This is a genomic window from Geodermatophilus sp. SYSU D00691, assembly GCF_054050275.1.
Map to the genome: position 1 here is coordinate 246,592 of NZ_JBJGYZ010000001.1, position 22,985 is coordinate 269,576.

A 22,985-nucleotide genomic window follows, 5' to 3' on the forward strand; every position below is an offset into this window, starting at 1 on the left:
GGGTCCGACCCCAGCAACTCAGCCGAGGACCCCCGGCAGCTGCGCGCGCGAGGCGATGCCGAGCTTGCGGTAGGCGGCGGAGAGGTGGACCTCGACGGTCTTGGTGGTGACGAACAGGGCCTGCGCGATGTCGCGGTTGGTCAGCCCCTCGGCGGCCAGCCGGGCCACCCGTCGCTCGCTCGCCGACAGCGCCTCCGCCCCGGTCAGGCGGGGCGTCCGGGGCCGGGCCCCCGCGGCGGCGAGCTCCTCGACGGCCTGCCGGACGAGGGCTCCCGCCCCGCAGCGCGAGGCGGTGTCCAGGCCCTCCCGCAGGGGTGTGCGCGCGTCGGCCCGGTGGTTGGCCCGCCGCAGCCCGGCGCCGAGCTCCACCTGGGCGCGCGCGTGCTCCAGCCGGGCGGGGGTGCCGCCCAGGACGGCGACCGCCGCGGCGAGCGCGTCGAGGTCGTCGCCCACCTGCCCGACCGTGCGCAGCGCGATCCCGGTGGCGACGGGCGCGGCGAAGCGCTCGGCGTCGGCCAGGGCCGCCCTCGCCTCCGCACCCGCCTCCTCTGCGCGGCCGAGGCGGTGCAGCGCGAGCGCGGCGTCCGTGCGCCACGGCACCAGCCCGGGGTGGACCCACCCGCGGCGGGCCAGCCGCTCCCCGGCGTCCCGGAGGACGTCGGCCGCCACCCCCGGTCGCCCCTGCACGAGCCGGAGGCGGCCGACCGCGGCCAGCAGCGCGGCGTGGTCCAGCGCCAGCCCCAGCTCGTCCAGCTCCTGCTGCGCGGCAGCGACCTCGCCGCGCTCGACCAGCACCGGCAGCAGCGTGCCGAGCAGCAGCCGCCGCGGGTACGGCGCGCCCGCCGCCGCCGCGAGGTCCAGGGCCAGGCGCAGGTCGGCCTCGGCGTCGAGCAGCGCGCCGGTCCGCCGTCCCATCTCCGCGCGCGAGCCCAGGGCGGCGCCGAGCTCGACCGGGGCGCCGCGTCCTCGTGCATCGCCCACGGCGTCGTCGGCCGCGGCCACCGCCTCGGTCAGCTCGCCCGCGGCGGCCAGCACCGGCGCGGCCAGGTACAGGACGCCGGTGACGAAGGAGGCGCTGTCCAGCCGCAGGACGCCGGTCAGCGCGGCGCGGGCCTGCGCGACGGCCTCCGCCGTCCGGCCGGGTTCCTGCAGCACCTCGACGGCCGAGGTGGCGAGCAGCACGCAGCCGGCCACCGTGTCGGGCCCTGCGGTGGGCAGCAGCCGCGCGAGCCGGGCGAGCGCATCGGCGCGGACGGCGGGCCGCGACCGGGCCAGCCCGACGTACTCGGCCTCGAGCAGCTGCCGCACCGCCGGCTCCACCTCGGCGGCGTCGGCCTCGACGACGGCGTCCCGCAGCACGGCCAGCGCGCGGGGCAGCTCCCACGCCGTCTCCAGCCCGCGGGCCAGGCGCAGGGCGACGCGGGCGCGGGCGGTCGGGCCGGTGGTCACCGCCAGCGCCTCGGCCAGCCGGTCCAGCCCCGCGGCCGGGCCCAGGTGCGTCTCGGCGTCGCCGAGCTCGAAGAGCACCTCGGCGCGCAGCCCGGGCGGCGGCGGCTCGGCCAGCGCTCGCCGCAGGTAGGCCACCGCCGGCCCGGGCGCGCCCTTGCCCAGCGCCTCGCGCGCCGCGCGGCGCAGCCGCTCCACGACCCACGGGTCGCGCAGCGGCGCCACCTCGAGCAGGTGCGCCGCGACCGCCTCGGCCGGCGCGCCGTCGGCGGCCAGCTCGCGCGCGGCGGTGCGGTGGGCGAGGTGCCGCTCCCCCGCGGGCAGGTGGTCGACCACGGCCTGCGCGACCAGCGGGTGCACGAACGCCGGCCCGGGGACGACCAGCTCGGCGGCGACCAGCCGGTCGACGGCGCGCGCCGCGGCGTCCGGGGGCAGGCCGGCCACCGCGGCCACGTGCCGCAGCTGCGCGTCGGCGCCGAGGACGGCGAGCGCACGGGCGGCCGCGACCGCCTCCCGCGGCAGGTGCCGCAGGCGGGGCAGGACGAAGGCGGCGACGATCTCGGGCGCGCGGTCGTGGACAGCTGGGACCGCCTCCGCCGTCGGCGCGAGGCCCGCGGCGGCCAGCGACCGGGCCAGGGCACCGAGCAGCATCGGGTTGCCGGCCGCCACCTCCCCGCACGCGGCGACGAACGCGTCGTCGGCGTCGGTGCCGAACAGGTCCCGCAGCACGACCACCGACGCTGCGGCCGACAGCGGGCCGGGGTGGACGACGACGGTGGTGGGCTCGGCGCGGAGGACGTCGAGCAGTTCCCCCGCGTCGCTGCCCGGCTCCGGCGGCCGGGTGGCGACGGCGACCAGCACAGGCAGGCCCTCGACGCGGTGCGCGAGGTGGGCCAGCGCCCGCAGCGACGGTCCGTCGGCCTCGTGCGCGTCGTCGACGGCCACGAGCAGCGGCGCTCGCTCGGCCAGCCCGGCGAGCAGCCAGTAGACGCCGTGCAGGGTGGCGAACCCGGGTGCCGGCGTGGCGGCGGGGTCGAGGACCGGCGCGGCCAGCCGGGCGGCGCCGTCGAGCAGGGCCGCCCGCTCCGAGTCCGACGCCGTCCGCAGGACCGGCTCGAGCAGGCCGCGGACCACCCCGAACCCGAACTCGCGCTCCAGGGGGCCGGCGCGGGCGCTCAGCACCCGGAAGCCGCGCTCGACGGCGGCCGCGCGGGTGGCGTCGAGGAGGCGGGTCTTGCCGATCCCGGCCGGTCCCTCGACCAGGAGCGCGCACCCGCGCGCGGTCGCCGCGGCGTCCAGCGCCGCGACGATCGCCTCGACCTCCGCCTCCCGCTCCAGCAGCGGGTCGGCCCGCGCCGTCGTGCGGGTCATCGCGCGCCAACGTTAGGGACGCTCCCCGAAGCGCGACAGGCCCCCGCGCGCGTGGGATCGGCCCATGACAGCGATCCCCAGCCCCGTTCCGCCCGTCGCCGTCCCCGACGTCGACCTGCCCGCCTTCCTGCTCGCGGGCGCGGCCCGCCGCGGCGACCGCCCCGCGTTCGTCGACGGCCCGACCGGCCGCTCCCTCTCCTACGCCCGGCTCGAGACGCTGGCCTGCCGCGTGGCCGGCGGGCTGGCCGCCCGCGGCTTCCGGCCCGGCGACGTCCTGGCGGTCCTCGCGCCCAACCTGCCCGAGTGGCCCGTGGTGATGCTCGGCGCGCAGCTCGCGGGCGGCGCCGTCACGCCGATCAACCCGCTGTGGACGGCGGAGGAGCTCGCGCACCAGCTGCGCGACTCCGGCGCGCGGACCCTGGTCACCGTCGGGCCGTTCGCGGACAAGGCGCGGGCCGCGGGCGCGACCGACGTCCTGGTGATCGGCGAGGACTCCTTCGCCTCGCTGATCGCCGCCGGTGAGCCGTGCCCCGACGTGCGGATCGACCCGGCGCGCGACGTCGCGCTGCTGCCCTACTCGTCGGGGACGACGGGGCTGCCGAAGGGCGTGCGGCTGACCCACCGCAACGTCGTCGCCGACGTCTGCCAGAGCCGCGCGGTGATCGCGATGCGGGACGACGACGTGATGATCGGCGTGCTGCCGTTCTTCCACGTCGCCGGCTTCTGCGCCTCGATCTGCCTGACCCTCGATGCCGGCGCGACGGTGGTGACCCTGCCGCGGTTCGACCTCGAGGCGGCGCTGCAGCTGGTCGAGCGGTACCGCGCGACCCTGCTGCCCTCGGCGCCGCCCGTGGTCCTGGCGCTCGCCCGCTCCCCCGTCGTCGACCGCTACGACCTCTCCTCGCTGGACGCGGTGATGTGCGGGTCGGCGCCCCTGTCCGCCGAGCTCGAGCAGGAGGCCGCGCGACGGCTCGGGCGACCGGTGCTGCAGGTGTACGGGCTCACCGAGACCAGCCCGATCCTGTCGATCTGCCGCCGCGACGGCAGCGGCCACACCCCCGGTGCCGTCGGCACGCTGGTGCCCGGCACCGAGGCCCGCCTGGTCGACCCCGCCACCGGCGCCGACGTGCCCGCGGGCGCCACCGGCGAGCTGTGGTTCCGCGGCCCGCAGGTGATGGCCGGCTACCTGGGTGACCCCGCGGCCACGGCCGCCGCGATCGACGACGACGGGTGGTTCCGCTCCGGCGACCTCGGCACGGTCACTGCGGACGGCGAGGTGTTCGTCGTCGACCGCGTCAAGGAGCTGATCAAGGTGAGCGGGTTCCAGGTGGCGCCGGCCGAGCTCGAGGCGCTGCTAGTGACCCACCCCGGCGTCCTGGACGCGGCGGTGATCGGCCGGCCGGACGCGCGCACCGGGGAGCGGCCGGTGGCCTTCGTCGTCCCCCGAGGGACGCTCGACCCGGCCGAGCTGGTCGAGTGGGCCGCCGCGCGGACGGCGCACTACAAGCGTCTGGCCGGGGTCGAGGTGGTCGAGGCGGTGCCGCGCTCGCCGGCGGGCAAGATCCTGCGCCGCGCCCTGCGTGACCGCAGCGCCGTCCCCGCCTGAACGCCACCGCCGGGGCTTCCGACACTCTCCGTAGGGGCCGGCGGCGGCGCCGGCGCACGACCGGACGGCCGGCACACCGGCTGTCGCACGGCTCTGCACGTAGTGCGGTCGCCGTGCGCGCCGGTGGACCGGCGCGTTCCGCATGTCGAGCGCTTCGACTGCTGTGGTCACTCTTCCGATCACGGAAGGTGACCGCAGGCCGTGCCGGGCTCATCCGGCGGGAGGGAGGGTTGCCACCTCGGACGTGCGCGGCGCATGGTCCGGCTGACCGCGGCACCCGTCGCTGCGGGGGTGGTCCCGCCGCTCCGCGGGGTCACCCTTCCCCGAGAATCAGGGGTCTGGGGTGGGCACGAGAGCGCTGCCGTCGTCGCCCGGCGACGTCGTCCGGCTGGACGACGCCCGCCGGGCGACGCGGCTGCGCCTCGAGGAGCAGCCCTCGGGTCGCCGGATCGGCCGCCGGCTGCTCGTACTGGTCGTCCTGGTCGTCAGCGGCTTCGCGGTCCTCGTGGCCCTCGCCGGTCCCGCGTCCGCGGCACCGCCGGTGGGCGCGGGGCCGCCCGAGAGCACCCCAGCCGCCGACCACGTGGGCGGTCCGCCGGCCGACCCGCCCGGCCCGCCCACCGGTCCTCCCAGCGATCCGGCCGAGCCCGCCGGTCCTCCCGGCGGACCCATCGAGGCTCCTGGCGAACCCGCCGAGCCTCCCGCCCCGGTGGCCGATCCACCTGTCGAACCGGCCGATCCCGCCGCCGAGCCCACCGAGCCTGCCGGCGAGCCCACCGAGCCTGCCAGCGAGCCCACCGAGCCTGCCAGCGAGCCCACCGAGCCTGCCGAGCCTCCCGCCGAGCCCACCGAGTCTCCCGGCGAGCCCATCGAGCCTGCCGACCCTGCCGGCGAGCCCACCGAGCCTGCCGGCGAGCCCACCGAGCCTGCCGGCGAGCCCACCGAGCCTGCCGAGCCTGCCGGCGAGCCCACCGAGTCTCCAGGCGAGCCCACCGAGCCTGCCGGCGAGCCCACCGAGCCTGCCGAGCCTGCCGGCGAGCCCACCGAGCCTGCCGGCGAGCCCACCGAGCCTGCCGGCGAGCCCACCGAGCCTGCCGGCGAGCCCACCGAGCCTGCCGGCGAAGCAGCCGCGCCGCCGGGCGAGCCCGCCGACGCACCCCCTCAGCCCCCTGTTCCGCCGAGTGCGCCCGTCGACGTGCCTCCGGCCACCGAGCCGCCCACCGCACCTCCGGTCACCGAGCCTCCGGCCACCGCGCCTCCGGTCACCGAGCCTCCGGCCACCGCGCCTCCGGCCACCGCGCCTCCCACCACCGCGCCCCCGGCCACCGAGCCTCCCGTCACCGCGCCTCCCGCTACCGAGCCGCCCGCCGCCGAGGCCCCCGGTGTCCGGCCGGCGACCACCCCCGCCGCGGACCACTCGAGCGCCCCGCCCGCCGCTGCGCAGCCCGTCGAGCAGCCGACCGCCCCGCCGGCCGACACCGCCCCGGCCGCGCAGCCGACCGCCACCGCTCCGGCCGCGCAGCCGGCCGACACCCAGGTCGCCGACGTCGCCCCGCCGGCCGCGACCGCGCCCACCACCGACCCGCCGGCCGACACCCAGGTCGCCGACGTCGCCCCGCCGGCCGCGACCGCGCCCACCACCGACCCGCCGGCCGACACCCCGGCCGCCGATCAGCCGGCGGCCGCGGTCGAGGTGGTGGTCGCGACCACCGCGCAGGCCACCACGCCCTCCTCGACCGACACGGCGCCCGAGCCGGCCGAGCTCCTGGAGGCCATGCCCCTCTCCGACCTGCCGGCACCGACGACGTTCACAGCGGTCGCCCTGCTCCTGACCTGCGGGGCTTCGCCGCAGGGCGACGACGCAGTGCGGGAGGCGACGCCGCGGTACGTCGTCGAGGCGGCCACCCGGGTCGGGGATCCGGCCGTCGCGACGATCACGCAGGCCGCCGGCACCGTGGCCTCCACGGCTCCACCGCCCTCGCACGCGCCACCTCACCCGTCCACGCCGCTACCGGCGCCGGCGCCCTGCCCCACCACTCACGCCGGGGCGGCCTCGACGGTCGGCGCCTCCGCGTCCGCGCGCGGTAAGCACCGCCACAGCGTCGACGCCTACCTGCCCGTCGTCGGCCCGACCGCGGCGCTCCCGACGTCGTGGGTGGCACCCGACGTTCTCGCCGACCCGGTCGAGCGGACGACCGCTCCGGGGAGCAGCCCCGGCTGACCCCGCCGAGGCCGTGCGGCCTGCCCGCACGGCTCCGCGGACCCGCGCACGCCGGGCGCCGCCCGAACGGTCGGACGCCGTCGCTCCCGGAGACCGAAGAGGTCGCCGTCACCCCTGTCCGCCTGCCCGCCTCGTCGCGGGAACCGTGAGGACCACTCCTGATGTCAACCGCTGAATCCGCGCACCCTGTCCCGGTCCCCCGGATCGCGGCCGCCTCGTCGTCCGGCCCGGTCGGCGACGTGGTCCCGGACCGCCTCGGGAACCCTCCGTTCATCCCCCTGCACGACGTCCGGGCGGGCACCCGGCTGCTTCGCGGGGAACTGGACCGTGCCTGGCGGACCGTCCTGGCGCACGGCCGGTTCACCGACGGCCCGGAGGTGGAGACCTTCGAGAGCCAGTTCGCCGACTACTGCGGCACGTCCGCCTGCGTCGGGCTCGGTTCCGGCACCGACGCCCTGGAGCTGAGCCTCGCCGCGCTCGGCATCGGTCCGGGCGATGAGGTCGTGGTCCCCGGCAACGCCTTCGTGGGCACGGCCGAGGCGGTGTGCGCGGTCGGCGCCTTCCCCCGGTTCGTCGACGTGCTGCCGACGACGCTGCAGATCGACCCCGATGCCGTCGCCGGCGCCGTCAACCGACGCACGGCGGCCGTCATCGCCGTCCACATGTACGGCCAGATGGCCGACGTCGACCGGCTGGAGGCCGTCGCGCAGCGGCACGGCCTGCTGCTCCTCGAGGACGCCACCCAGGCGCCCGGCGCGACGTTCGGGAGCCGCCGTGCCGGGAGCGTCGGACTCGCGGCGGCCTTCAGCTTCGCGCCGGGCAGCAATCTCGGTGCCCTGGGCGACGGCGGCGCCCTCGTGTCCGACGACTCCTGGCTCGTCGCCCGGGTGCGGCAGCTGGCCGACCACGGTCGCAGCCCCGACGACCGCCACGAGCACGGTCTGCGCGGCCGCCGGAGCCGGCTCGACACGCTGCAGGCCGCGGTGCTCGGAGTGAAGCTCGCCCACCTCGACGACGACAACCGGGCTCGCCAGATCCTGGTGCAGCGGTACCGCGAGCGGCTGCCGCTCGACTGCCCGCTGGTCGGTCAGCACCCGCAGGCGCAGTCGGTGCACCACCACGCCGTCGTCCAGGTGAAGGAGCGCGAGGCCGCCACCCGGGCGCTGAGCCGTGACGGCATCGGGTGGGCGCTGCACTACCCCGTCCCCTGCCACCGGCAGCCGGCCTTCGCCGAGTTCGCCGACGACGTGCTGCCGGTCGCCGAGCGCGCGGCCGAGCGGGTGCTGTCCCTCCCGCTGTCGCCGACCATGTCGTACGCGCAGGTCGACCGGGTGAGCGAGGTGCTGACCCGGGAGAGGAGGCGGCGGCGCCGGTGACCGCTGAGATCTCCGGCGCCGAGGGGTCAGCACGGAGAGGGAACGAGGACCGAGGAGGCCGACGATGGCGACGTACGTGCAGCTGGGACCGGTGAACACCTGGTACGACGAGCGCGGGGAGGGTCGCCCGCTGGTGCTGCTGCACGGGGGGCTGGTCGACACCCGGCTGTTCGAGCCGATCCTGCCGCCGCTGGTGGAGCGGTTCCACGTCTACCTGCCCGAGCGGCGCGGGCACGGGCACACGGCCGACGTCGAGGGGCCGATCACCTACCAGGTGATGACCGACGACACGATCGCCTTCCTCGACACCGTCGTCGGTGGCGCGGCCGACCTGGTCGGCTACAGCGACGGGGCGTTCATCGCGATGCTCGTGGCGATCCAGCGGCCGGACCTGGTCGACCGGCTGGTCATGATCAGCGGCGGCTTCGACAAGTCGGGTGAGGCCGACCCCGACGCGGAGTTCGACGTCGACGAGGTGGTGGCATTCCTCGGCTCGTCGTACGGCGAGGTCTCACCGGACGGCGAGGAGCACTTCCCATTGGTCGTCGCCAAGATCGGCGAGCTCATGGTGAACGAGCCGCACGTGGACATCGCGGAGCTGGCGAAGATCCGGGCACGGTCGCTGGTGATGTTCTCCGACGACGACCTGATGACGCTGTCGCACGCGGTGGAGATGTTCGAGGCGCTGCCGAACGCCGAGTTCGCCGTCGTCCCGGGGACGTCGCACTTCCTGGTCAGCGAGAAGCCGCACCTGGTCAACGCGCTGCTGACCGACTTCCTGACCAACGAGCCGGTGCCGACGATGGCGCCGATCCGGCGGGCTCAGAAGGAGTGGGCCTCGTCGTAGCCGTAGTCCTGGTCGAGCTCCGGCGTCCGCTGCGGGGTCGGCCTCTGCGGCTCACGGCTCGGCGGAGGTTGCGGCGCGGCCGGCCGGCGCACGTCGGCGTGCACCTCGTCGTAGCCGTAGTCGCCGACGGTCTGGTCGCTGTTCGGCTCCATGCGCACTCCTCAGGACGGCGCCGCCTCAAGATGGTCGCCCGCGGCGCTCGGAACCACAAGACGGTCCACGCGCCGGACGCGCGGAGCCCTTGGGCTCTGTGCCCTCCGGCCGGTCGGCGAGAGCCTGTCCGGGGTCCGAGGACGAGATCCAGGACGATGACCGAGCGGCCACCCGGAGAAAGGGCCGGCGATGAAAAGACTCCTGATCCCACTCGTGCCGCTCCTGGCCGTCGTCGCGCTGGCCGCTCCTGCGAACGCGAAGCCGCCGCTGGAGATCGTGCACTACACGGATACCGGCTCGTTCACCGACGACAGCTGCGCCCCCGACCTCGTCCTGCACGGCGAGTTCACGTTCTCCGGCCTGTTCAAGGCCAAGCCCGGTCCGGGCGACACAGCGCCCGCTCTCATCTTCGACAACTACTCGGGCGTGGAGACGATCACTGCTAGCGGGCCGGGCGGCGAGACGTCGGACCGCGTGCTGACCATCGAGCACAACGGCCTGTTCAAGTTCACGTCCGTCACGGCCGTTCCGGGGGAGCCGGACATCTACCAGGTCACCGCGATGGAATCCGGCCAGCCGTTCGTCGTGCGCGACGAGAGCGGTGCGGTGCTGATCCGCGATCGCGGCGTCCTGAGGACGACGTTCCAGGTGGACAGCCTGGGTGACGACGACCCGCTGTCCTGGGAGTTCGTCGAAGGCTCCTTCGAGTTGCTCGAGGAGCACGGCCGGCATGAGGGCTTCTTCCTCGACTTCTGCGCGTTCGTCGAGGACTACTTCTTCGGCGCCTGACAGCCGATCAGCGACCCGGCACGACCGGCCCGCGAACTGACCGCCTCGGGGAGACGGCGCGGCCCCGGTTCTTCCGTCGAAGAACCGGGGCCGCGGCGCTGTCTCAACCAGACGCGCGCCCGAAGGGACTCGAACCCCTAACCTTCTGATCCGTAGTCAGATGCTCTATCCGTTGAGCTACGGGCGCAGCACCGCGCGAGCGGCGCAGGGACCAGTGTACCGGGCGCCGGCGGCTCGCCGCCGGGGGCCCTCGACCTGCGCGCTCACCAGCGGATCCCCGGAGCGCGCAGCCGCGGGGCGTCGCCGACCGGCGGTCGGCCGGCGGGTGGCGCGTGCCGGTGGTCGCCCAGGTGCCGGCTCGGGTCCCGCGGCACGAGCTCGCGCAGCCGCCGGGCCCGCTCCCCCGTCGCCGGATGGGTCCGCAGCACCAGCGGGTCGGGCATCCGCCCGCGGGGCACCATCGTGCGCTCCCAGATCTGGCCGGTCGCCCGCTCCAGCTCCTCCAGCGCCGAGGCCAGCCCCTCCGGGTCCCCGGTCAGCGCGGCGCCCTCCAGGTCGGCGTCGAACTCGCGCGACCGCGACAGCGCCAGCTGCGCCAGGTTCACCGCCGTCGGCAGCAGGATCAGCACGCCCGAGACGACCAGCGGCCGCAGGTCCCCGCCGAGCGTCAGCGGCAGCGTGACCAGGACCGAGAACAGCCCGAGGTACGACAGCCCCTGCACCAGCCGGCCGACGGCGTCCGACAGGCTCATCACCGTGGTGTCGCCGGCCCGCACGTGGCCGATCTCGTGCGCGAGCACCCCGGCCACCTCCCGGCTGGTCAGCCGCCGCAGCAGCCCGTCGGTGACCGCCAGCGAGGCGTCGTCCCCCCGGCCGACCGCGAACGCGTTGGGCACCGAGCTCGCGACGTAGTAGAGCGTCGGCGCCGCCGGCAGCCCGGCCCGCTGGGCCAGCACCGCGACGATGCGGTGCAGCCCCGGCGCCGCGTCGTACGGCAGCTGCTGCGCGCCGTACATGGCCAGGACGGCGCGGGTGGGCATCCGCGGCCGCAGCAACGCCAGGACGCCGCCCGCGACGAGGATCGCGACCAGCCCCGAGAGGCCGAACAGCATCCACGCCAGCAGGGCGGCGACCAGCACCAGTCCGCCGAGCAGCACCACGCTCTGGACGGCGTTGCGCACCTTCTGCCGTCGCCGCGCGCCGGGATCGAGCACGCGGTCATCCGACCACGGGAGACCCTCAGGCGTCCCGGCGCCGGAAGACGGCGTAGCCGATCACCAGCACGACGGCGGTCTCGGCCGCGAACACCGCCAGACCCACCCACGGGTCGAGCAGGTTCGGGTTGAACGGCACCGGCTGGGTGACGACGCCGCCGGCGTTGCCCGGCATCAGTTTGGTCACCCACTCGCCCCACGCGCCGGGCAGCAGCATCGCCATGTTGCCGAGCACGAAGACGGTGCCGAGCACGATCGACAGCGCCGCGGCGGTGTGCCGCACGAGCAGCCCGACGCCGGCGGCGAGCAGGCCGAGCCCGGCCACGTAGAGCCCGCTGCCCAGCAGCGACCGCAGCACGCCGTCGTCCGAGAGCGCGAGCCCGACGCCCTGCCGGTCGAGGAACCAGTTGCCCGCCAGGTAGCCGACGACGGCGGTGACCGTGCCGACCACGAACAGCGTGCCGCTGAGCACCAGCGCCTTGGCGGCCAGGACGGCGCCGCGCCGGGGCGTGGCCGTCAGCGTCGCCCGGACCATGCCGGTGGCGTACTCGCTGGTCACGACCATCGCGCCGAGGACGACGGCCATGATCTGGGCGATCATCATCCCCCAGGTCACGAACGAGCCCGCCGACTCGCCGGCGCTGCCGTCGGCCAGCTCACCGGCCACCGCCGCGCAGAGCAGCGTGGTCAGCCCTGCGCCGACGACGAACAGCATCGCCGTCGACCAGGGCGTCGAGCGCACCGACCAGAACTTGATCCACTCCGACCTGAGGGTGGCGCCGAAACCGGGGGCACGGGTGTCGGACGTCGGGTCGAGCCGGACGACGTCGAGGGTGGCGGTCACCGGGCCACCGCCGCGTACTCGACGCTGCTCGCGGTCAGCGCCATGAACGCCTCCTCGAGCGAGGACTGCACCAGCGACAGCTCGTGCAGGTACAGCCCGTGCCGGCCGACGGTCTCGCCGATCGTCGCCGCGTCGACGCCCTGCACCCGCAGCTCGTCGTCCACCGTGGTGACCTCGGCGCCCGACCGGCGCAGCAGGTCGGCGACCTCGGCGCGTTGGGGGCTGCGCACGCGCACGAACGACGCGGCGTGCTCGGTGATGAAGTCGGCCATCGAGGAGTCGGCGAGGATCCGGCCCCGCCCGATCACCAGCAGGTGATCGGCGGTCAGCGCCATCTCCGACATCAGGTGGCTGCTGACGAGCACGGTGCGCCCCTCGCCGGCCAGCCGCCGGGCGAGCGTGCGCACCCAGCGGATGCCCTCCGGGTCCAGCCCGTTGACCGGCTCGTCGAGGACGACGACCGGCGGGTCGCCGAGCAGCGCCACGGCGATGCCGAGCCGCTGGCCCATGCCGAGCGAGAAGCCGCCGACCCGCTTCTCGGCGACCGCCTCGAGGCCGACCAGGCCGAGCACCTCGTCCACCCGGGCACGGGGGATGCCGTTGCTCGCGGCCAGCCAGCGCAGGTGGTCGCGCGCCGAGCGGCCCGGGTGCAGCGCCCGCGCCTCCAGCAGCGCGCCGACCTCGCGCAGCGGCGCCGGGTAGTCCTGGTAGCGGCGGCCGTTGACGGTCACGCTGCCCGCCGTGGGCCGGTCCAGCCCCAGGACCATCCGCATCGTCGTCGACTTCCCGGCGCCGTTGGGGCCGAGGAAGCCGGTGACGCGGCCCGGCCGCACGGTGGCGTCGAGGGAGTCGACGGCGACCTTCTCGCCGTATGCCTTGGTGAGCCCTTGGGCGACGATCATGGCGACGAGCCTGTCGTCGTCCGGCCGCCACGCCCATCGGGGAACGCCCTGATCCGCATGGGGGACGCCCCTGGAAAGCGGCCGGTCCGCCGGGTCCGACGGCCCTGCCGTCCACCACCCGCGCCGCCGTAGGGTCCCTCCCTCTGCAGCCCGAAGCGCGGGAGGCCGCCATGACCTCGTCGGTGGAGCAGGACGTCATCGTGGTGGGCGGCGGCCTCGCCGGGCTCACCGCGGCCCGAGAGCTGCGGCACGCCGGCCGGCGCGTGCTGGTGCTCGAGGCGCGGGACCGGCTCGGCGGCCGCGCCTACACCTCCCGGCTGGCCGGACGGGACGTGGAGCTCGGCGGCGCGCAGGTGCACTGGTTCCAGCCGCACGTGTTCGCCGAGCTGACGCGGTACGGGATCCCCTACCGGCCGCTTCCGGTACCCGAGCGCTGGACGCTGTGGAGCGGCGGGCAGCTCCACGAGGGCGCCATGGCCGACCTGGCCTTCCGGCTGGAGGAACTCTCCGGCCGCCTGCTCGCCGAGGCGCGGGACGTCGTCCCCCTGCCGTACGAGCCGCTCGCGGTCCCGGAAGCCGTCTCCGCCCTGGACGGCCTGTCCCTGCAGGACCGCATCGACGCCGCCGGGCTGTCCGCCGAGGACAGGGACCTCGCCAACGCGATGTTCAGCACGGCGGCGTCGGCCCCGTGCGCCGAGGCCGGTTTCCTCACCGTGCTCAGGGAGGTCGCCCTCACCGGCGGGGACGTCATGCTGTGGCTCGAGGCGAACGGTGCGTGCGGGCTGCGGACGGCGGACCTGGTCACCGCGTTGGTGTCCGACGGCGACCCCACGGTGCTGACGGCGACGCCGGTGACCGCGGTCGAGCAGCGGGACTCCACCGTCACCGTGGTCACCCGGGCCGGCGACGAGTTCACCGCCTCCGCCGCCGTGGTGGCCGTGCCGCTGAACGTGCTCGGGGCGATGACGTTCACCCCAGCCCTCGGTGACACGAAGCAGATGATGGCCAAGGAAGGCCAGGCCAGCCGGGGCGTCAAGGTCTGGGGCGTGGTCGCCGGGGTGAGTGGACCCGTGGCGGCGCTGGCACCCGACAGCCGGCCGATCACCGCGCTGACCAGCTGGGAGGTGCTCGACGACGGCCACCAGCTGGTGTTCGGCCTCGGACCCGATGCCAGGCGGTTGGACCCGGGCGACGACGACGCGGTCGCCGCAGCGGTCCTCGACCTGCTGCCGGCCGGCGCCCGGATCGAGGCGGTGGCTGCCCACGACTGGTGGTCGGACGACTTCTCGCGGGGTACGTGGTCGACGTTCCGGCCCGGGCAGTTGTCCGGCCTGCGCGCCCTGCAGGAGCCCGAGGGACGGGTCGTCCTGGCCGGCGGGGACTGCGCGAGCGGCTGGAACGGCACGATGGACGGCGCCGTCGAGTCCGGGCTGCGGGCCGCGCGCACCGTCGCCGGGATGCTCGGGGGGCGGAGAGGCTGAGACCCCGCCACGCGGGGCGGGGTCTCGATGCGGAGGCTCCGGGATTTGAACCCGGGATGGGGGTTAACCCAAACCGCATTAGCAGTGCGGCGCCATAGACCGGACTAGGCGAAGCCTCCTGGGGACCGAGCGGGTCCACCAACGGCGAGGTTACCAGCGGCCGCCCGGGCTCCCCCAGCCGCCTGCTGCCGACGACACCGCCCGCTCTTCCCCCGCACCGCCCGTGCTGCGGAGCGGGTCGGGCGAGAGGAGAGCGGGCGGTGCGGGCCGCGCCGCGGTCAGGCGGCGACGGCCTCGCGGGAGGACGACGGCACGGCCGGACGGCGCCCGGGCACCAGGGTGACCGCGACCGCCAGCGCGGCGCCGACGGCGGCCAGCGCGAGCGAGCCGGACACCCCGAGCGACGTCTCGATCAGCGCCCCGCCGACCGCGGCGCCGATGGCCGAGGCCCCGAAGGCGATCGTCGACAGCCAGGTGAAGGCCTCGGTGGTGGCGTGCGCCGGCGCGATGGCGCCGACCAGGTTGCTCTGCACGGTCAGCGTCGGCGCGATCGCCGTCCCGCCGAGGAACAGCAGGGCACCGAGCACGAGCGGGCTGGAGATCGTGGCCAGCGGCGCGAGGCCGATCGTCACGCCCAGCAGGCCCCAGCGGTACTGGCGGGGCAGCGAGACGCTCACCACCCGGGCGCCGAACCACAGGCCGCCGGCGACCGAGCCGAGCGACCACACCGCCAGCAGGACGCCGGACATGCCGGGCGAGCCGGCCTGGTCGGCGAACGCGGGGATGGCCACCTCGAGGGCGCCGAAGCCGAGCATGAGCGCCGAGCCGCTGAGCAGGATCCGCGGCATGCCCGGGGCGAGCACGGTGGAGAACAGGCTGGTCCGCACCTCGCGGCCGGGCGCCCAGCCGCGCAGCGCCGCCGACGTCGCGATGGCCACGGCACCGGAGGTCGCGAGCACGCCGGCGACGCCGACCGCGATCGCGGGGCTGGCCAGCAGGGTCAGCGCGGCCACCGTCGTCGGGCCGATGACGAACACCAGCTCGGTGAAGGTGGCGTCGAGCGCGTACGCCGTCCCCCGCACCGACGGGTCCACCCGCGACCACAGCGCGCGGACGGTGCCGGACACCAGGGGCGTCGCCGTCCCGGCTGCGAACGACGCGGCGACGATCGCCGGGGACGGCGCACCGCCGAGCACCACCGCCACCAGCAGGGTGAGCAGCAGCGGGTAGACGGCGGACTGCGCGAGCAGCACCGGGCGCGGACCCCGCCGGTCGGCCAGCCGGCCGAGGACCGGCGCCATGAGCGCCATCGCGATGCCGTGGGTGGCCGAGGCCAGCCCGGCGATCGCATAGGAACCGGTCTGCTGCTGCACCATGAGCAGCAGCGCCAACGGCACCATCGACGAGGGCAGACGGCCGGCGAAGCCGGCGATGAGGAGCACCGGGGCGGAGGGCAGCCGCCACACGGTCAGGTACGCACGCACGGTGGAGCTCGTTTCGGTCTAGCGAGGGAAGAGGAACACGTAGTGGGTCAAACTGCGTTGACCCCCTACAGGATTCCCACACTAGGGAGCCGGGGGTAGGGAGTCAAATGGACTACGACACCTACGGGTCGAGCGCGGTCGAACTGGCCATCGACCTGGCCAACGCCGACCTCGAGCCCGAGGACGGCGTGGAGACGTTCCTCACGTCCCACGACGAGTGGTTCTCGCCGGGGACGTCGCTCGCGCTGGGCCCCAGGGAGGCGGCGCGGACGCGGGAGACCGCCCAGCTCATCCGGGCCGTCGCCGTCGCCGGCTCGCAGGCCGAGGTGATGGACCGCCTCAACGAGCTGCTGTCGGTGGCCCGCCCCCGCCCCTACGCCACCGACCACGACGGCGAGCTGCACCTGCACTACGCCCGTCCCGACGCGCCGGCCCTCGAGCAGCTGACGACGACGGTGGCGATGGGGCTGTCGCAGGTCGTCGTCCAGCACGGCTGGCAGCGGCTGGGCGTGTGCTCGGCCGAGGCCTGCGACAACGTCTACGTCGACACCTCGCGCAACGCCAGCCGCCGCTACTGCTCCAACACCTGCGCCAGCCGGTCGACGGTGGCCGCCTACCGCGCGCGCCGGAAGGCCTGAGCCGCCCTAGTAGCGTCTGCGCCATGACGCTGGACGACAGCTTCTCCGACCTCGGCCCCGTGGCCATCGTGGCCGGCGGCCTCTCCCACGAGCGGGCGGTCTCGCTGCTCTCCGGCGAGCGGCTCGAGCGGGAGCTGACCGCCCTGGGCATCGACGCGCACGTCGTCGACGCCGACACCGAGCTCCTGCGGGCGCTGCGCAACCACACCTACGCCGCCGTCCTGCCGACCATCCACGGCGACATCGGCGAGGACGGCACGCTGCAGACCGTCCTGCAGTTCGCCAAGGTGCCGTTCACCGGCTCGATCGGCGACTCCTGCCGGCTGGCCTGGGACAAGTCGATCGCGCGCACCCTCACCGAGCGCGCCGGGCTGCCCGCGCCGCCGTGGGCGGCGCTCACCTCGTCGTCGTTCAAGGAGCTCGGCGGCAACGAGGTCGTGCGGCACCTGGTCGAGGACCTCGCCTGGCCGCTGGTCACCAAGCCCAACCGGGGCGGCAGCGTGCTCGGCGTCCGCGGCGTGGGCACGGTCGACGAGCTGCCCGCCGCGCTGATGCAGACCTTCGCCTACGGCGACACCGCCGTCATCGAGAGCTTCACCGAGGGCCTCGACGTCAGCGTCGCCGTCGTCGAGCTCGACGGCGAGCCACAGGCCGCCGAGCCGGTCGGGCTCGAGTACGACAAGACCGACCAGTTCGACTTCGAGGCGCGCTACGACGCCGCCCGCATCCAGGTGCTCGCGCCCGCGCCGCTGGCCGACCGCACGAGGAAGGCGCTGCAGGACGCCGCCGTCGCCGCGCACCGGGTGCTCGGCCTGCGCGACCTCTCGCGCACCGACTTCCTGGTCAAGGACGACGGCACCTTCGTGCTGCTCGAGGTCGCGGCGATCCCCGGCATGACCGAGACCTCGCTCTTCCCGTTCAGCGTCGAGGCCGCCGGCTGGCCGCTGGGCAAGGTGTTCGGCACCCTGCTCCGCCGCGCGATCGAGCGCACCAAGCCCGCCTGACCCGCGACGACGTGCGCTGAGGGGTGGTTCCGGCGTCCGGAACCACCCCTCAGCGCACTCGGTCGGGGAGTGCAGCCGCCTAGCGGCCGAGGCCGGCGAGCTTGGCGGCGATCCCGCCGGCGGCGCGCAGCGCCTCACCGCGGGCAAACGCCGCGACCTCCTGGCCCGAGCGGAACGAGGCCACCGCCTGGTCCAGCGTGTCGAGCAGCAGCTGGGACGGCGAGTCGTCGGGCCACAGGTACAGCGACATCGCGCCCGGGATGTTGTTGACCTCGTTGACGTAGAGCTCGTCCTCGCCGTTGCTGAGGAAGTCCAGCCGCGCCAGGCTGCCCAGCCCCACCAGGTCGCTGACCTGCTCGGCGAGCGTGCGGATGCGGTCGGCCAGCTCCTCGGAGATGGGCGCCGGCATCTCGCGCGGGGCCCGGTTGATGCCCGACTCGTGCAGGTACTTGTCGCGGTAGCTGTAGAAGGAGTCGTCGCCCTCGCGCAGCGGCTTCTCGATCAGCGACGTCCGGAACCGCGGGTGCGTGACCACGGCGATGTTGAGGTCGAAGAGGTCGGGCCGGTACGGCTCGACGACGGCGCCCGCCTGCAGGTGCACGCTCTGCTTGACCAGCCCGGTCGCCGTCGCGAGGTCCTCGACGATCTCGATGCCGATGCTCGAGCCGCCGAAGCGCGGCTTGACGATGTAGGGCCCGTCGAACTCCGGCTCCCGGAAGCCCTTGCCCAGCGCCACCCGCGGCAGCGAGGGCAGCCCGGCCGAGGCCACCGTCGAGCCGAACGACAGCTTGTCCACCGACAGCGCGCCCGCGTACAGGCTGCCGCCGGTCGAGGGCACGTACATCGCGTCGAAGATCGCCCGCCCGCCGCCGGCCTCCGCCGTGCCACCGTGGAAGCAGCTCAGCACCGCCTCCGGCCGGTGGTGCTTGGGGCGCAGGCCTTTCGTCGTCCGCCACCCGCCGTCCGGGCCGAGCACGGGCTCCACCCGGGTGGCCGCTCTCGGCGCGCCGTCGACGAAGTCGCGCGCCTCGCTCTCGACCGGCACGAGGTGCCAGGCGCCGGAGCGGTCCCAGTAGAGCGGGAGCACCTCCTTGCCGGCCTTCTCGAGCAGCCGCGCTGCCTGCAGGCCGGTCAGGATGCTGATGTCGTGCTCCGACGAGGGGCCGCCGAACGCGACAGCTACCCGCTGCATGGTTCCTCCTGCCATCGGTCGACCACCCCGGTCACGGGTAGTGGTCGGGTAGGTCGTTCTCGAAGAGGACGACGTCGCCGGGTCCGGCCGACGCCCCCACCTTGGTCATCGCCTCGCTGCGACTGCGCGCCAGGATGCGCCGGTCCTCGGTCGACCCCTCCACCAGGGGCCGCCGGTTGGTCTCGCCCACCACGACCAGCGTCGCCTGCGGCACGGCCATCACCTGGCGGGCGAACTCGGCGTTGCGCGCGTCCTGCTGGTCGCCGAGCTCCACCATGCCCGGCGTCACGACCCACAGCCGGTGGCCCTCGCTCAGTTCCGCGGCGTGGTCGAGCGCCTGCTTCGCGCCGTTGGGGTTGGCGTTGTAGGTGTCGTCGATGATCGAGATGCCGTTGGAGTCGGCCTGCACCTCGGCGCGGTGGGCGACCCCGGGCAGCCGGCGGCGCAGCGTGCCCACGATGCCGGGCCACCCGACGCCGAGGGCGCGGGCGATGCCGATCGCGACCGCCAGGTTGGTCGGGTGCCCGGTGCCCGGCGGCTCGGCGATCACCGCGCGCTGCTCGGTGGCGTCGCGCACCTCCCAGGTGCCGCCGTGCGCGACGACGGCGACGTCGGCCCCGGTGTCCGGCTGCGCGGAGACGCGGACGACGGTCTTGGTGGCGGCCAGCTCGTCGGCCGCGGCCGCCAGCTCGGGGACGTCGACGTTGAGGACGACGATCTCCGCCTGCTCGACGATCTCCAGCTTGGCGCGGACGATCGTCGCCCGGCTGCCCATGCGCTCGAGGTGCGCCTCGCCGATCGTGGTGATCGCGGCGACCTTGGGCGGGAAGATCTTGGTCAGCCGCGAGATCTCGCCCGGGCCGTAGGTGCCCATCTCGGCGACGAAGACCTTCGTGCCCGGCGCGAGGCCGTCGTTGACGCTGCGCGAGAGCCCCATCAGGTTGTTGAAGCTCGCCGGGCTGGCGTAGACGCTCGTCTGGCCGGCCAGCAGCGCCTCGGTGTAGGCCTTGGTCGACGTCTTGCCGTAGGAGCCGGTGATCGCGACGACGTCCGGCGCCACCTGGGCCAGCTTGGCCTGCGCGCTGGTCACGAACTTCTTCGACAGCGCGTTCTCGAGCGGCTTGAGCGCGGCCAGGACGCCGTCGGTGATCGGCGCGCCGAACGGGATGAGGACGGCGTTGACCGTCGGGTTGCGGAACGCGACGGCGACGGCGGCGTGCACCAGCACCCAGCCGCCGGCCAGCCGGCGCAGCCGCGGCGTGAACGCTGGGCGCGGGAACGGCTTGCGGACCACGAGCCCGGTCGGGGCCGCGGCGAACGACAGCGCCGCGGGCGCGACCAGGCCGGGCACCCTGGCCGACGCGATCGCGAACGCGGCCCCGAGCGCGTACGGCGCGCCGGACGACGGCTTCTTGGTCAGCCACAGCCGCAGCGTGGAGGTGCAGCGGCCCGGCTCGTAGTGCTCGCGCTGGGCGACCCGCCACCAGGTCAGGCCGGCGACGGCCGAGCCGGCGGCGGTGGCGACCCACTCCGCGGCCGTGAGCCAACCGTTCACGCGGCGTCCACCATCGCGCGCAGCCGCTCGTTGATCGTCTTGGCCAGCGGGGTGTCGAGCAGGTGCGCGGAGCCGTCGACGACGGTCAACGTGCCGCCGGTCCGCTCGGCGATCTCCCGGGCGGTGTCCACCGTCGCGGCGGTGTCGTGCTCGCCCCACACCAGCTCGATCGGGCCGTCGTACCCGCGCAGGCGGGTGAGGACGTCGTCGTAGGTCTCGTTGACCGTGCGCACCAGCACCGCGCGCATGACCCCCTCCGCTGCCTTGTAGTCGGCAGAACCGTACTTGCGCCGGGCCGCCTCCATGCGCTCCTCGCTGAGGACGCCGACGCGGCGCGCCAGCTTGGCGGCCTGGTACCCCAGCGGCGCCTTCCCCTTCCCGGTGTCCCGGCGGATCAGCGGGACGCCGGTGAGCAGCAGCCCGCCGACCAGCTCGGGGTGGGCGGCGGTGAGCCGGGCGGCGACGCGGCCGCCGAAGGAGTGCCCGACCAGCACCGGCCGGTCCAGCGACTCCACGAGCGGGACGAGGTCCTCGGCGTACTCCGCGGTGCCCCAGCCCCCGCCGGGCGCCGGCGAGGAGCCGAAACCGCGCAGGTCGACGGCCAGCGCGTCGAGGCCGGAGAGCACCGGCGCCCAGTCGGCGCGGGTGCGGCCCCAGCCGTGCAGCGCGAGCACCCGGTCCGGTCCGCGGCCGAAGCGCTCGGCCACGTAACGGTCGTCCAGGAGGCTCACGAGCACCCCCGCAGGCTACCGGCCGGGCGCGGGACGGCTGGTTCGGCACTACGGTCCACCCGTGCCTCACCCCCGGACCTGGGACGCGCGGCTGCACGCGTTCATCGGCCGCCTGCCCAGCTCACCGGCCGACCGCTGGCTGCGCCGGCTGTCGCACGCGGCGAACCACGGGCGGCTGTGGATGGTGCTCGCCGCCCTGCTGGGCCTGCGCAAGGGATCGCTGCGCCGCGGGGCGATCCGCGGGCTCGGCTCGATGACCGTCTCCAGCGCCGTCGTCAACCTGCTGCTCAAGCGGTTCTTCGGCCGGGTGCGGCCCGACATGGCCAACCTCCGCTCCGACCGCAAGCTGCGCCGCGACCCGGTCACCCTGTCGTTCCCCAGCGGGCACTCGGCCTCGGCGGCTGCGTTCGTCACCGGCGTCGCCATGGAGAGCACCCTCGCCGGGACGGCGCTGGCGCCGGTGGCCGCCGCGGTCGGCTACTCGCGGGTGCACGTGGGCGTGCACTACCCCGGCGACGTCGCCGCCGGGTTCGTCGTGGGCGCCGCGGTGGCCGCCGCCACCGAGCACTGGTGGAAGGTGCGCCCGCGCACCCCGGCGCGGGTCCGGCCGGCGCACTCGGCGCCCGCGCTGCCCGACGGCGAGGGCATGGTGATCGCCGTCAACCCGCGGTCGGGCACCGACGACTACGACCCGGTGGCGGAGATCGCGAAGCGGCTGCCCCGCGCCCGGGTGCGGGAGATCGGCGAGGACGACGGGGTGACCGAGATCCTGCAGGAGGCGGCCGCGTCCGGCGCCCGCGCGCTCGGGGTGGCCGGCGGCGACGGCAGCGTGGCCGCGGCCGCCGCGGTGGCCGTGGAGCACGGGCTGCCGCTGGCCGTCGTCCCGGCCGGGACGCTCAACCACTTCGCCCGGGACGTCGGGGTGGCCACGCTCGAGGACGCCGCCGACGCGGTGACCCGGGGCTCGGCGGTCAAGGTCGACGTCGCCACGGTGAACGGCACGACGTTCCTCAACACGGCCAGCATCGGCGCCTACCCGGCGATGGTCCGCCGGCGCGACGAGCTGGCCGGGCGCATGGGCAGGTGGGCGGCGATGACCGTGGCCTCGGCCCAGGTGCTGCGCTCGCACGAGCCGGTCTCGCTGCTGGTCAACGGCCGCCCGGTGCGGGTGTGGATCCTCTTCGTGGGCAACTGCTGCTACACCCCGCGCGGGCTGGCGCCGGCCTGGCGGCCGCGGCTGGAGGACGGGCTGCTCGACGTGCAGTTCCTGCGCGCCGACGTCCGGTTCAGCCGCACCCGCGCGGTGGCCGGCAGCCTGCTCGGCGTCAGCGAGCGCAGCTCCGGCTACGAGCAGCTGCAGGTGGAGTCGCTCGACGTCCTCAGCCGGTCGGGCGGTCAGCAGGTGGCCTACGACGGCGAGACCGGCGAGACGGCCGCCGAGTTCCGCTTCCGCAAGGGCGCGAGCCTGACCGTCTATTGCTGCCGCACCGACTGAGCTGCCGGCTTGCGTCGTGCGCGACGAGAACGGCTCCAACTCTCAAGTGCCTCCACGAGCGCGCCGATCTCCAGGGCGAGGTCGTTGAGGAGCAGCGGCCACCGATCGCAGGAGAACCCGTGGACGCCGCCCTCCCCACCCGCCAGGCCGCCCTGATCGACCAGCTCGGTCTGCTCGACGCCGTCGTCGCCGAGGACCCGCAGCTCCAGGCGCTGGTGCACGAGGCCGCCGTGGCCACCGGCATGGCCAAGGGCACGATCAACCTGCTGCACCGCACGACCCAGTGCCAGATCGGCACCTACGGCTTCGAGGGCAGCGCGACCCCCCGCGAGGACTCGCTGTGCGCCCAGGTCACCGGCTGGGAGCCCGACGTCTACGCCTTCGCCGACCTGTCCACCGAGACCGGCTTCATCGGCAACCCGTGGGTCGACGGCCGCCTCGCCCGGGTGCGCGCCTACGCCAGCGCCCCGCTGGTCGTCGAGGGCACCACCATCGGCACGCTCTGCGTCTTCGACGAGCGGCCGCGCAACCTCACGCTGGACCAGTGCGACCGGCTGGCGGCCCTGGCCACCGCCGTCGTCGACCTCTTCACCCGCCGCCTCGCGGCCACCCCCGCCTGACCACTCCGCTTTCGGC

19 protein-coding genes and 2 tRNA genes are annotated in these 22,985 nt (G+C 75.4%); 10 read left to right on the forward strand and 11 right to left on the reverse strand.

The genetic code is table 11. From position 1 onward, the window contains the following. Positions 1-18 precede the first annotated feature (18 nt). On the reverse strand, positions 19-2,817 hold the full coding sequence (locus ACI797_RS01230; RefSeq protein ID WP_456856409.1) for an ATP-binding protein: 2,799 nt from the start codon (positions 2,815-2,817) through the stop codon (positions 19-21). A 64-nt stretch (positions 2,818-2,881) separates the two neighbouring features. Between ACI797_RS01230 and ACI797_RS01235 the strand changes: the two genes are divergently transcribed. From ACI797_RS01235 to ACI797_RS01250, 4 genes are all read left to right on the forward strand, one after another. After that, positions 2,882-4,423: an AMP-binding protein gene (locus ACI797_RS01235; protein WP_456856411.1), complete on the forward strand. Its 1,542-nt coding sequence runs from the start codon at positions 2,882-2,884 to the stop codon at positions 4,421-4,423. Positions 4,424-4,766: 343 nt separating this feature from the next. Beyond that, positions 4,767-6,644: a hypothetical protein gene (locus ACI797_RS01240; protein WP_456856413.1), complete on the forward strand. Its 1,878-nt coding sequence runs from the start codon at positions 4,767-4,769 to the stop codon at positions 6,642-6,644. A gap of 161 nt (positions 6,645-6,805) precedes the next feature. Next, the gene (locus ACI797_RS01245) at positions 6,806-8,020 is read left to right on the forward strand and encodes a DegT/DnrJ/EryC1/StrS family aminotransferase (protein ID WP_456856415.1); all 1,215 of its coding nucleotides are present in this window, start codon (positions 6,806-6,808) and stop codon (positions 8,018-8,020) included. A 64-nt stretch (positions 8,021-8,084) separates the two neighbouring features. After that, positions 8,085-8,867 (forward strand): alpha/beta fold hydrolase, encoded by a 783-nt coding sequence (locus tag ACI797_RS01250; protein ID WP_456856418.1) that lies wholly within the window; start codon positions 8,085-8,087, stop codon positions 8,865-8,867. On the opposite strand, the gene ACI797_RS01255 is transcribed toward ACI797_RS01250, so the two are convergent. Next, positions 8,843-9,019 carry a hypothetical protein gene (locus tag ACI797_RS01255; RefSeq protein WP_456856420.1) on the reverse strand — a complete coding sequence of 59 codons (177 nt, stop codon included), beginning with the start codon at positions 9,017-9,019 and terminating at the stop codon, positions 8,843-8,845. The genes ACI797_RS01250 and ACI797_RS01255 overlap by 25 nt on opposite strands. A gap of 214 nt (positions 9,020-9,233) precedes the next feature. On the opposite strand from ACI797_RS01255, the gene ACI797_RS01260 reads away from it, so the two are divergent. Next, positions 9,234-9,809, forward strand: a complete 576-nt coding sequence (locus ACI797_RS01260) for a hypothetical protein (protein ID WP_456856423.1) — start codon at positions 9,234-9,236, stop codon at positions 9,807-9,809. Between the two features lie 114 nt (positions 9,810-9,923). Here ACI797_RS01260 and ACI797_RS01265 read toward each other — a convergent pair. From ACI797_RS01265 to ACI797_RS01280, 4 genes are all read right to left on the reverse strand, one after another. Then, positions 9,924-9,996, reverse strand: a tRNA-Arg gene (locus tag ACI797_RS01265). A gap of 76 nt (positions 9,997-10,072) precedes the next feature. Further along, on the reverse strand, positions 10,073-11,023 hold the full coding sequence (locus ACI797_RS01270) for a zinc metalloprotease HtpX (protein ID WP_456856425.1): 951 nt from the start codon (positions 11,021-11,023) through the stop codon (positions 10,073-10,075). 25 nt (positions 11,024-11,048) lie between these two features. Beyond that, positions 11,049-11,867 carry an ABC transporter permease subunit gene (locus ACI797_RS01275; RefSeq protein WP_456856428.1) on the reverse strand — a complete coding sequence of 273 codons (819 nt, stop codon included), beginning with the start codon at positions 11,865-11,867 and terminating at the stop codon, positions 11,049-11,051. Next, complete coding sequence (locus ACI797_RS01280; RefSeq protein WP_456856431.1) at positions 11,864-12,769, reverse strand: ABC transporter ATP-binding protein; 906 nt, start codon at positions 12,767-12,769, stop codon at positions 11,864-11,866. The genes ACI797_RS01275 and ACI797_RS01280 overlap by 4 nt, the downstream gene beginning before the upstream one ends. A 170-nt stretch (positions 12,770-12,939) precedes the next feature. Between ACI797_RS01280 and ACI797_RS01285 the strand changes: the two genes are divergently transcribed. After that, complete coding sequence (locus ACI797_RS01285; RefSeq protein WP_456856436.1) at positions 12,940-14,250, forward strand: flavin monoamine oxidase family protein; 1,311 nt, start codon at positions 12,940-12,942, stop codon at positions 14,248-14,250. A 30-nt stretch (positions 14,251-14,280) separates the two neighbouring features. On the opposite strand, the gene ACI797_RS01290 is transcribed toward ACI797_RS01285, so the two are convergent. After that, positions 14,281-14,369 (reverse strand) — tRNA-Ser (locus ACI797_RS01290). 159 nt (positions 14,370-14,528) lie between these two features. Further along, entirely contained in the window at positions 14,529-15,734 is a 1,206-nt protein-coding gene (locus tag ACI797_RS01295) for an MFS transporter (RefSeq protein ID WP_456856440.1), read from the reverse strand. Positions 15,735-15,841: 107 nt separating this feature from the next. Between ACI797_RS01295 and ACI797_RS01300 the strand changes: the two genes are divergently transcribed. Further along, positions 15,842-16,372 (forward strand): CGNR zinc finger domain-containing protein, encoded by a 531-nt coding sequence (locus ACI797_RS01300; protein ID WP_456856445.1) that lies wholly within the window; start codon positions 15,842-15,844, stop codon positions 16,370-16,372. 23 nt (positions 16,373-16,395) lie between these two features. After that, positions 16,396-17,376 (forward strand): D-alanine--D-alanine ligase family protein, encoded by a 981-nt coding sequence (locus tag ACI797_RS01305; RefSeq protein WP_456856450.1) that lies wholly within the window; start codon positions 16,396-16,398, stop codon positions 17,374-17,376. Positions 17,377-17,455: 79 nt separating this feature from the next. Here the strand turns inward: ACI797_RS01305 and ACI797_RS01310 are convergent, their stop codons facing one another. From ACI797_RS01310 to ACI797_RS01320, 3 genes are read right to left on the reverse strand one after another with little or no spacing between them, the layout of a single operon-like run. Continuing rightward, entirely contained in the window at positions 17,456-18,568 is a 1,113-nt protein-coding gene (locus ACI797_RS01310; RefSeq protein WP_456856453.1) for a hypothetical protein, read from the reverse strand. A gap of 31 nt (positions 18,569-18,599) precedes the next feature. Next, complete coding sequence (locus ACI797_RS01315; RefSeq protein WP_456856457.1) at positions 18,600-20,123, reverse strand: Mur ligase family protein; 1,524 nt, start codon at positions 20,121-20,123, stop codon at positions 18,600-18,602. Continuing rightward, entirely contained in the window at positions 20,120-20,860 is a 741-nt protein-coding gene (locus ACI797_RS01320) for an alpha/beta fold hydrolase (protein WP_456856459.1), read from the reverse strand. Before ACI797_RS01320 ends, ACI797_RS01315 begins: the two co-directional genes overlap by 4 nt. 55 nt (positions 20,861-20,915) lie before the next feature. Between ACI797_RS01320 and ACI797_RS01325 the strand changes: the two genes are divergently transcribed. Both ACI797_RS01325 and ACI797_RS01330 read left to right on the forward strand, forming a co-directional pair. Further along, positions 20,916-22,349, forward strand: a complete 1,434-nt coding sequence (locus ACI797_RS01325) for a phosphatase PAP2 family protein (RefSeq protein WP_456856462.1) — start codon at positions 20,916-20,918, stop codon at positions 22,347-22,349. 119 nt (positions 22,350-22,468) lie between these two features. Next, positions 22,469-22,969: a GAF domain-containing protein gene (locus tag ACI797_RS01330; protein WP_456856464.1), complete on the forward strand. Its 501-nt coding sequence runs from the start codon at positions 22,469-22,471 to the stop codon at positions 22,967-22,969. Positions 22,970-22,985 lie beyond the last annotated feature (16 nt).

Bases quoted from the DNA above. Each gene is read 5' to 3' on its own strand.
- ACI797_RS01280 (WP_456856431.1), bottom strand. From the start codon at position 12,769: ATGATCGTCGCCCAAGGGCTCACCAAGGCATACGGCGAGAAGGTCGCC.
- ACI797_RS01300 (WP_456856445.1), top strand. From the start codon at position 15,842: ATGGACTACGACACCTACGGGTCGAGCGCGGTCGAACTGGCCATCGAC.
- ACI797_RS01310 (WP_456856453.1), bottom strand. From the start codon at position 18,568: ATGCAGCGGGTAGCTGTCGCGTTCGGCGGCCCCTCGTCGGAGCACGAC.
- ACI797_RS01235 (WP_456856411.1), top strand. From the start codon at position 2,882: ATGACAGCGATCCCCAGCCCCGTTCCGCCCGTCGCCGTCCCCGACGTC.
- ACI797_RS01250 (WP_456856418.1), top strand. From the start codon at position 8,085: ATGGCGACGTACGTGCAGCTGGGACCGGTGAACACCTGGTACGACGAG.
- ACI797_RS01305 (WP_456856450.1), top strand. From the start codon at position 16,396: ATGACGCTGGACGACAGCTTCTCCGACCTCGGCCCCGTGGCCATCGTG.
- ACI797_RS01255 (WP_456856420.1), bottom strand. From the start codon at position 9,019: ATGGAGCCGAACAGCGACCAGACCGTCGGCGACTACGGCTACGACGAG.
- ACI797_RS01230 (WP_456856409.1), bottom strand. From the start codon at position 2,817: ATGACCCGCACGACGGCGCGGGCCGACCCGCTGCTGGAGCGGGAGGCG.
- ACI797_RS01285 (WP_456856436.1), top strand. From the start codon at position 12,940: ATGACCTCGTCGGTGGAGCAGGACGTCATCGTGGTGGGCGGCGGCCTC.
- ACI797_RS01245 (WP_456856415.1), top strand. From the start codon at position 6,806: ATGTCAACCGCTGAATCCGCGCACCCTGTCCCGGTCCCCCGGATCGCG.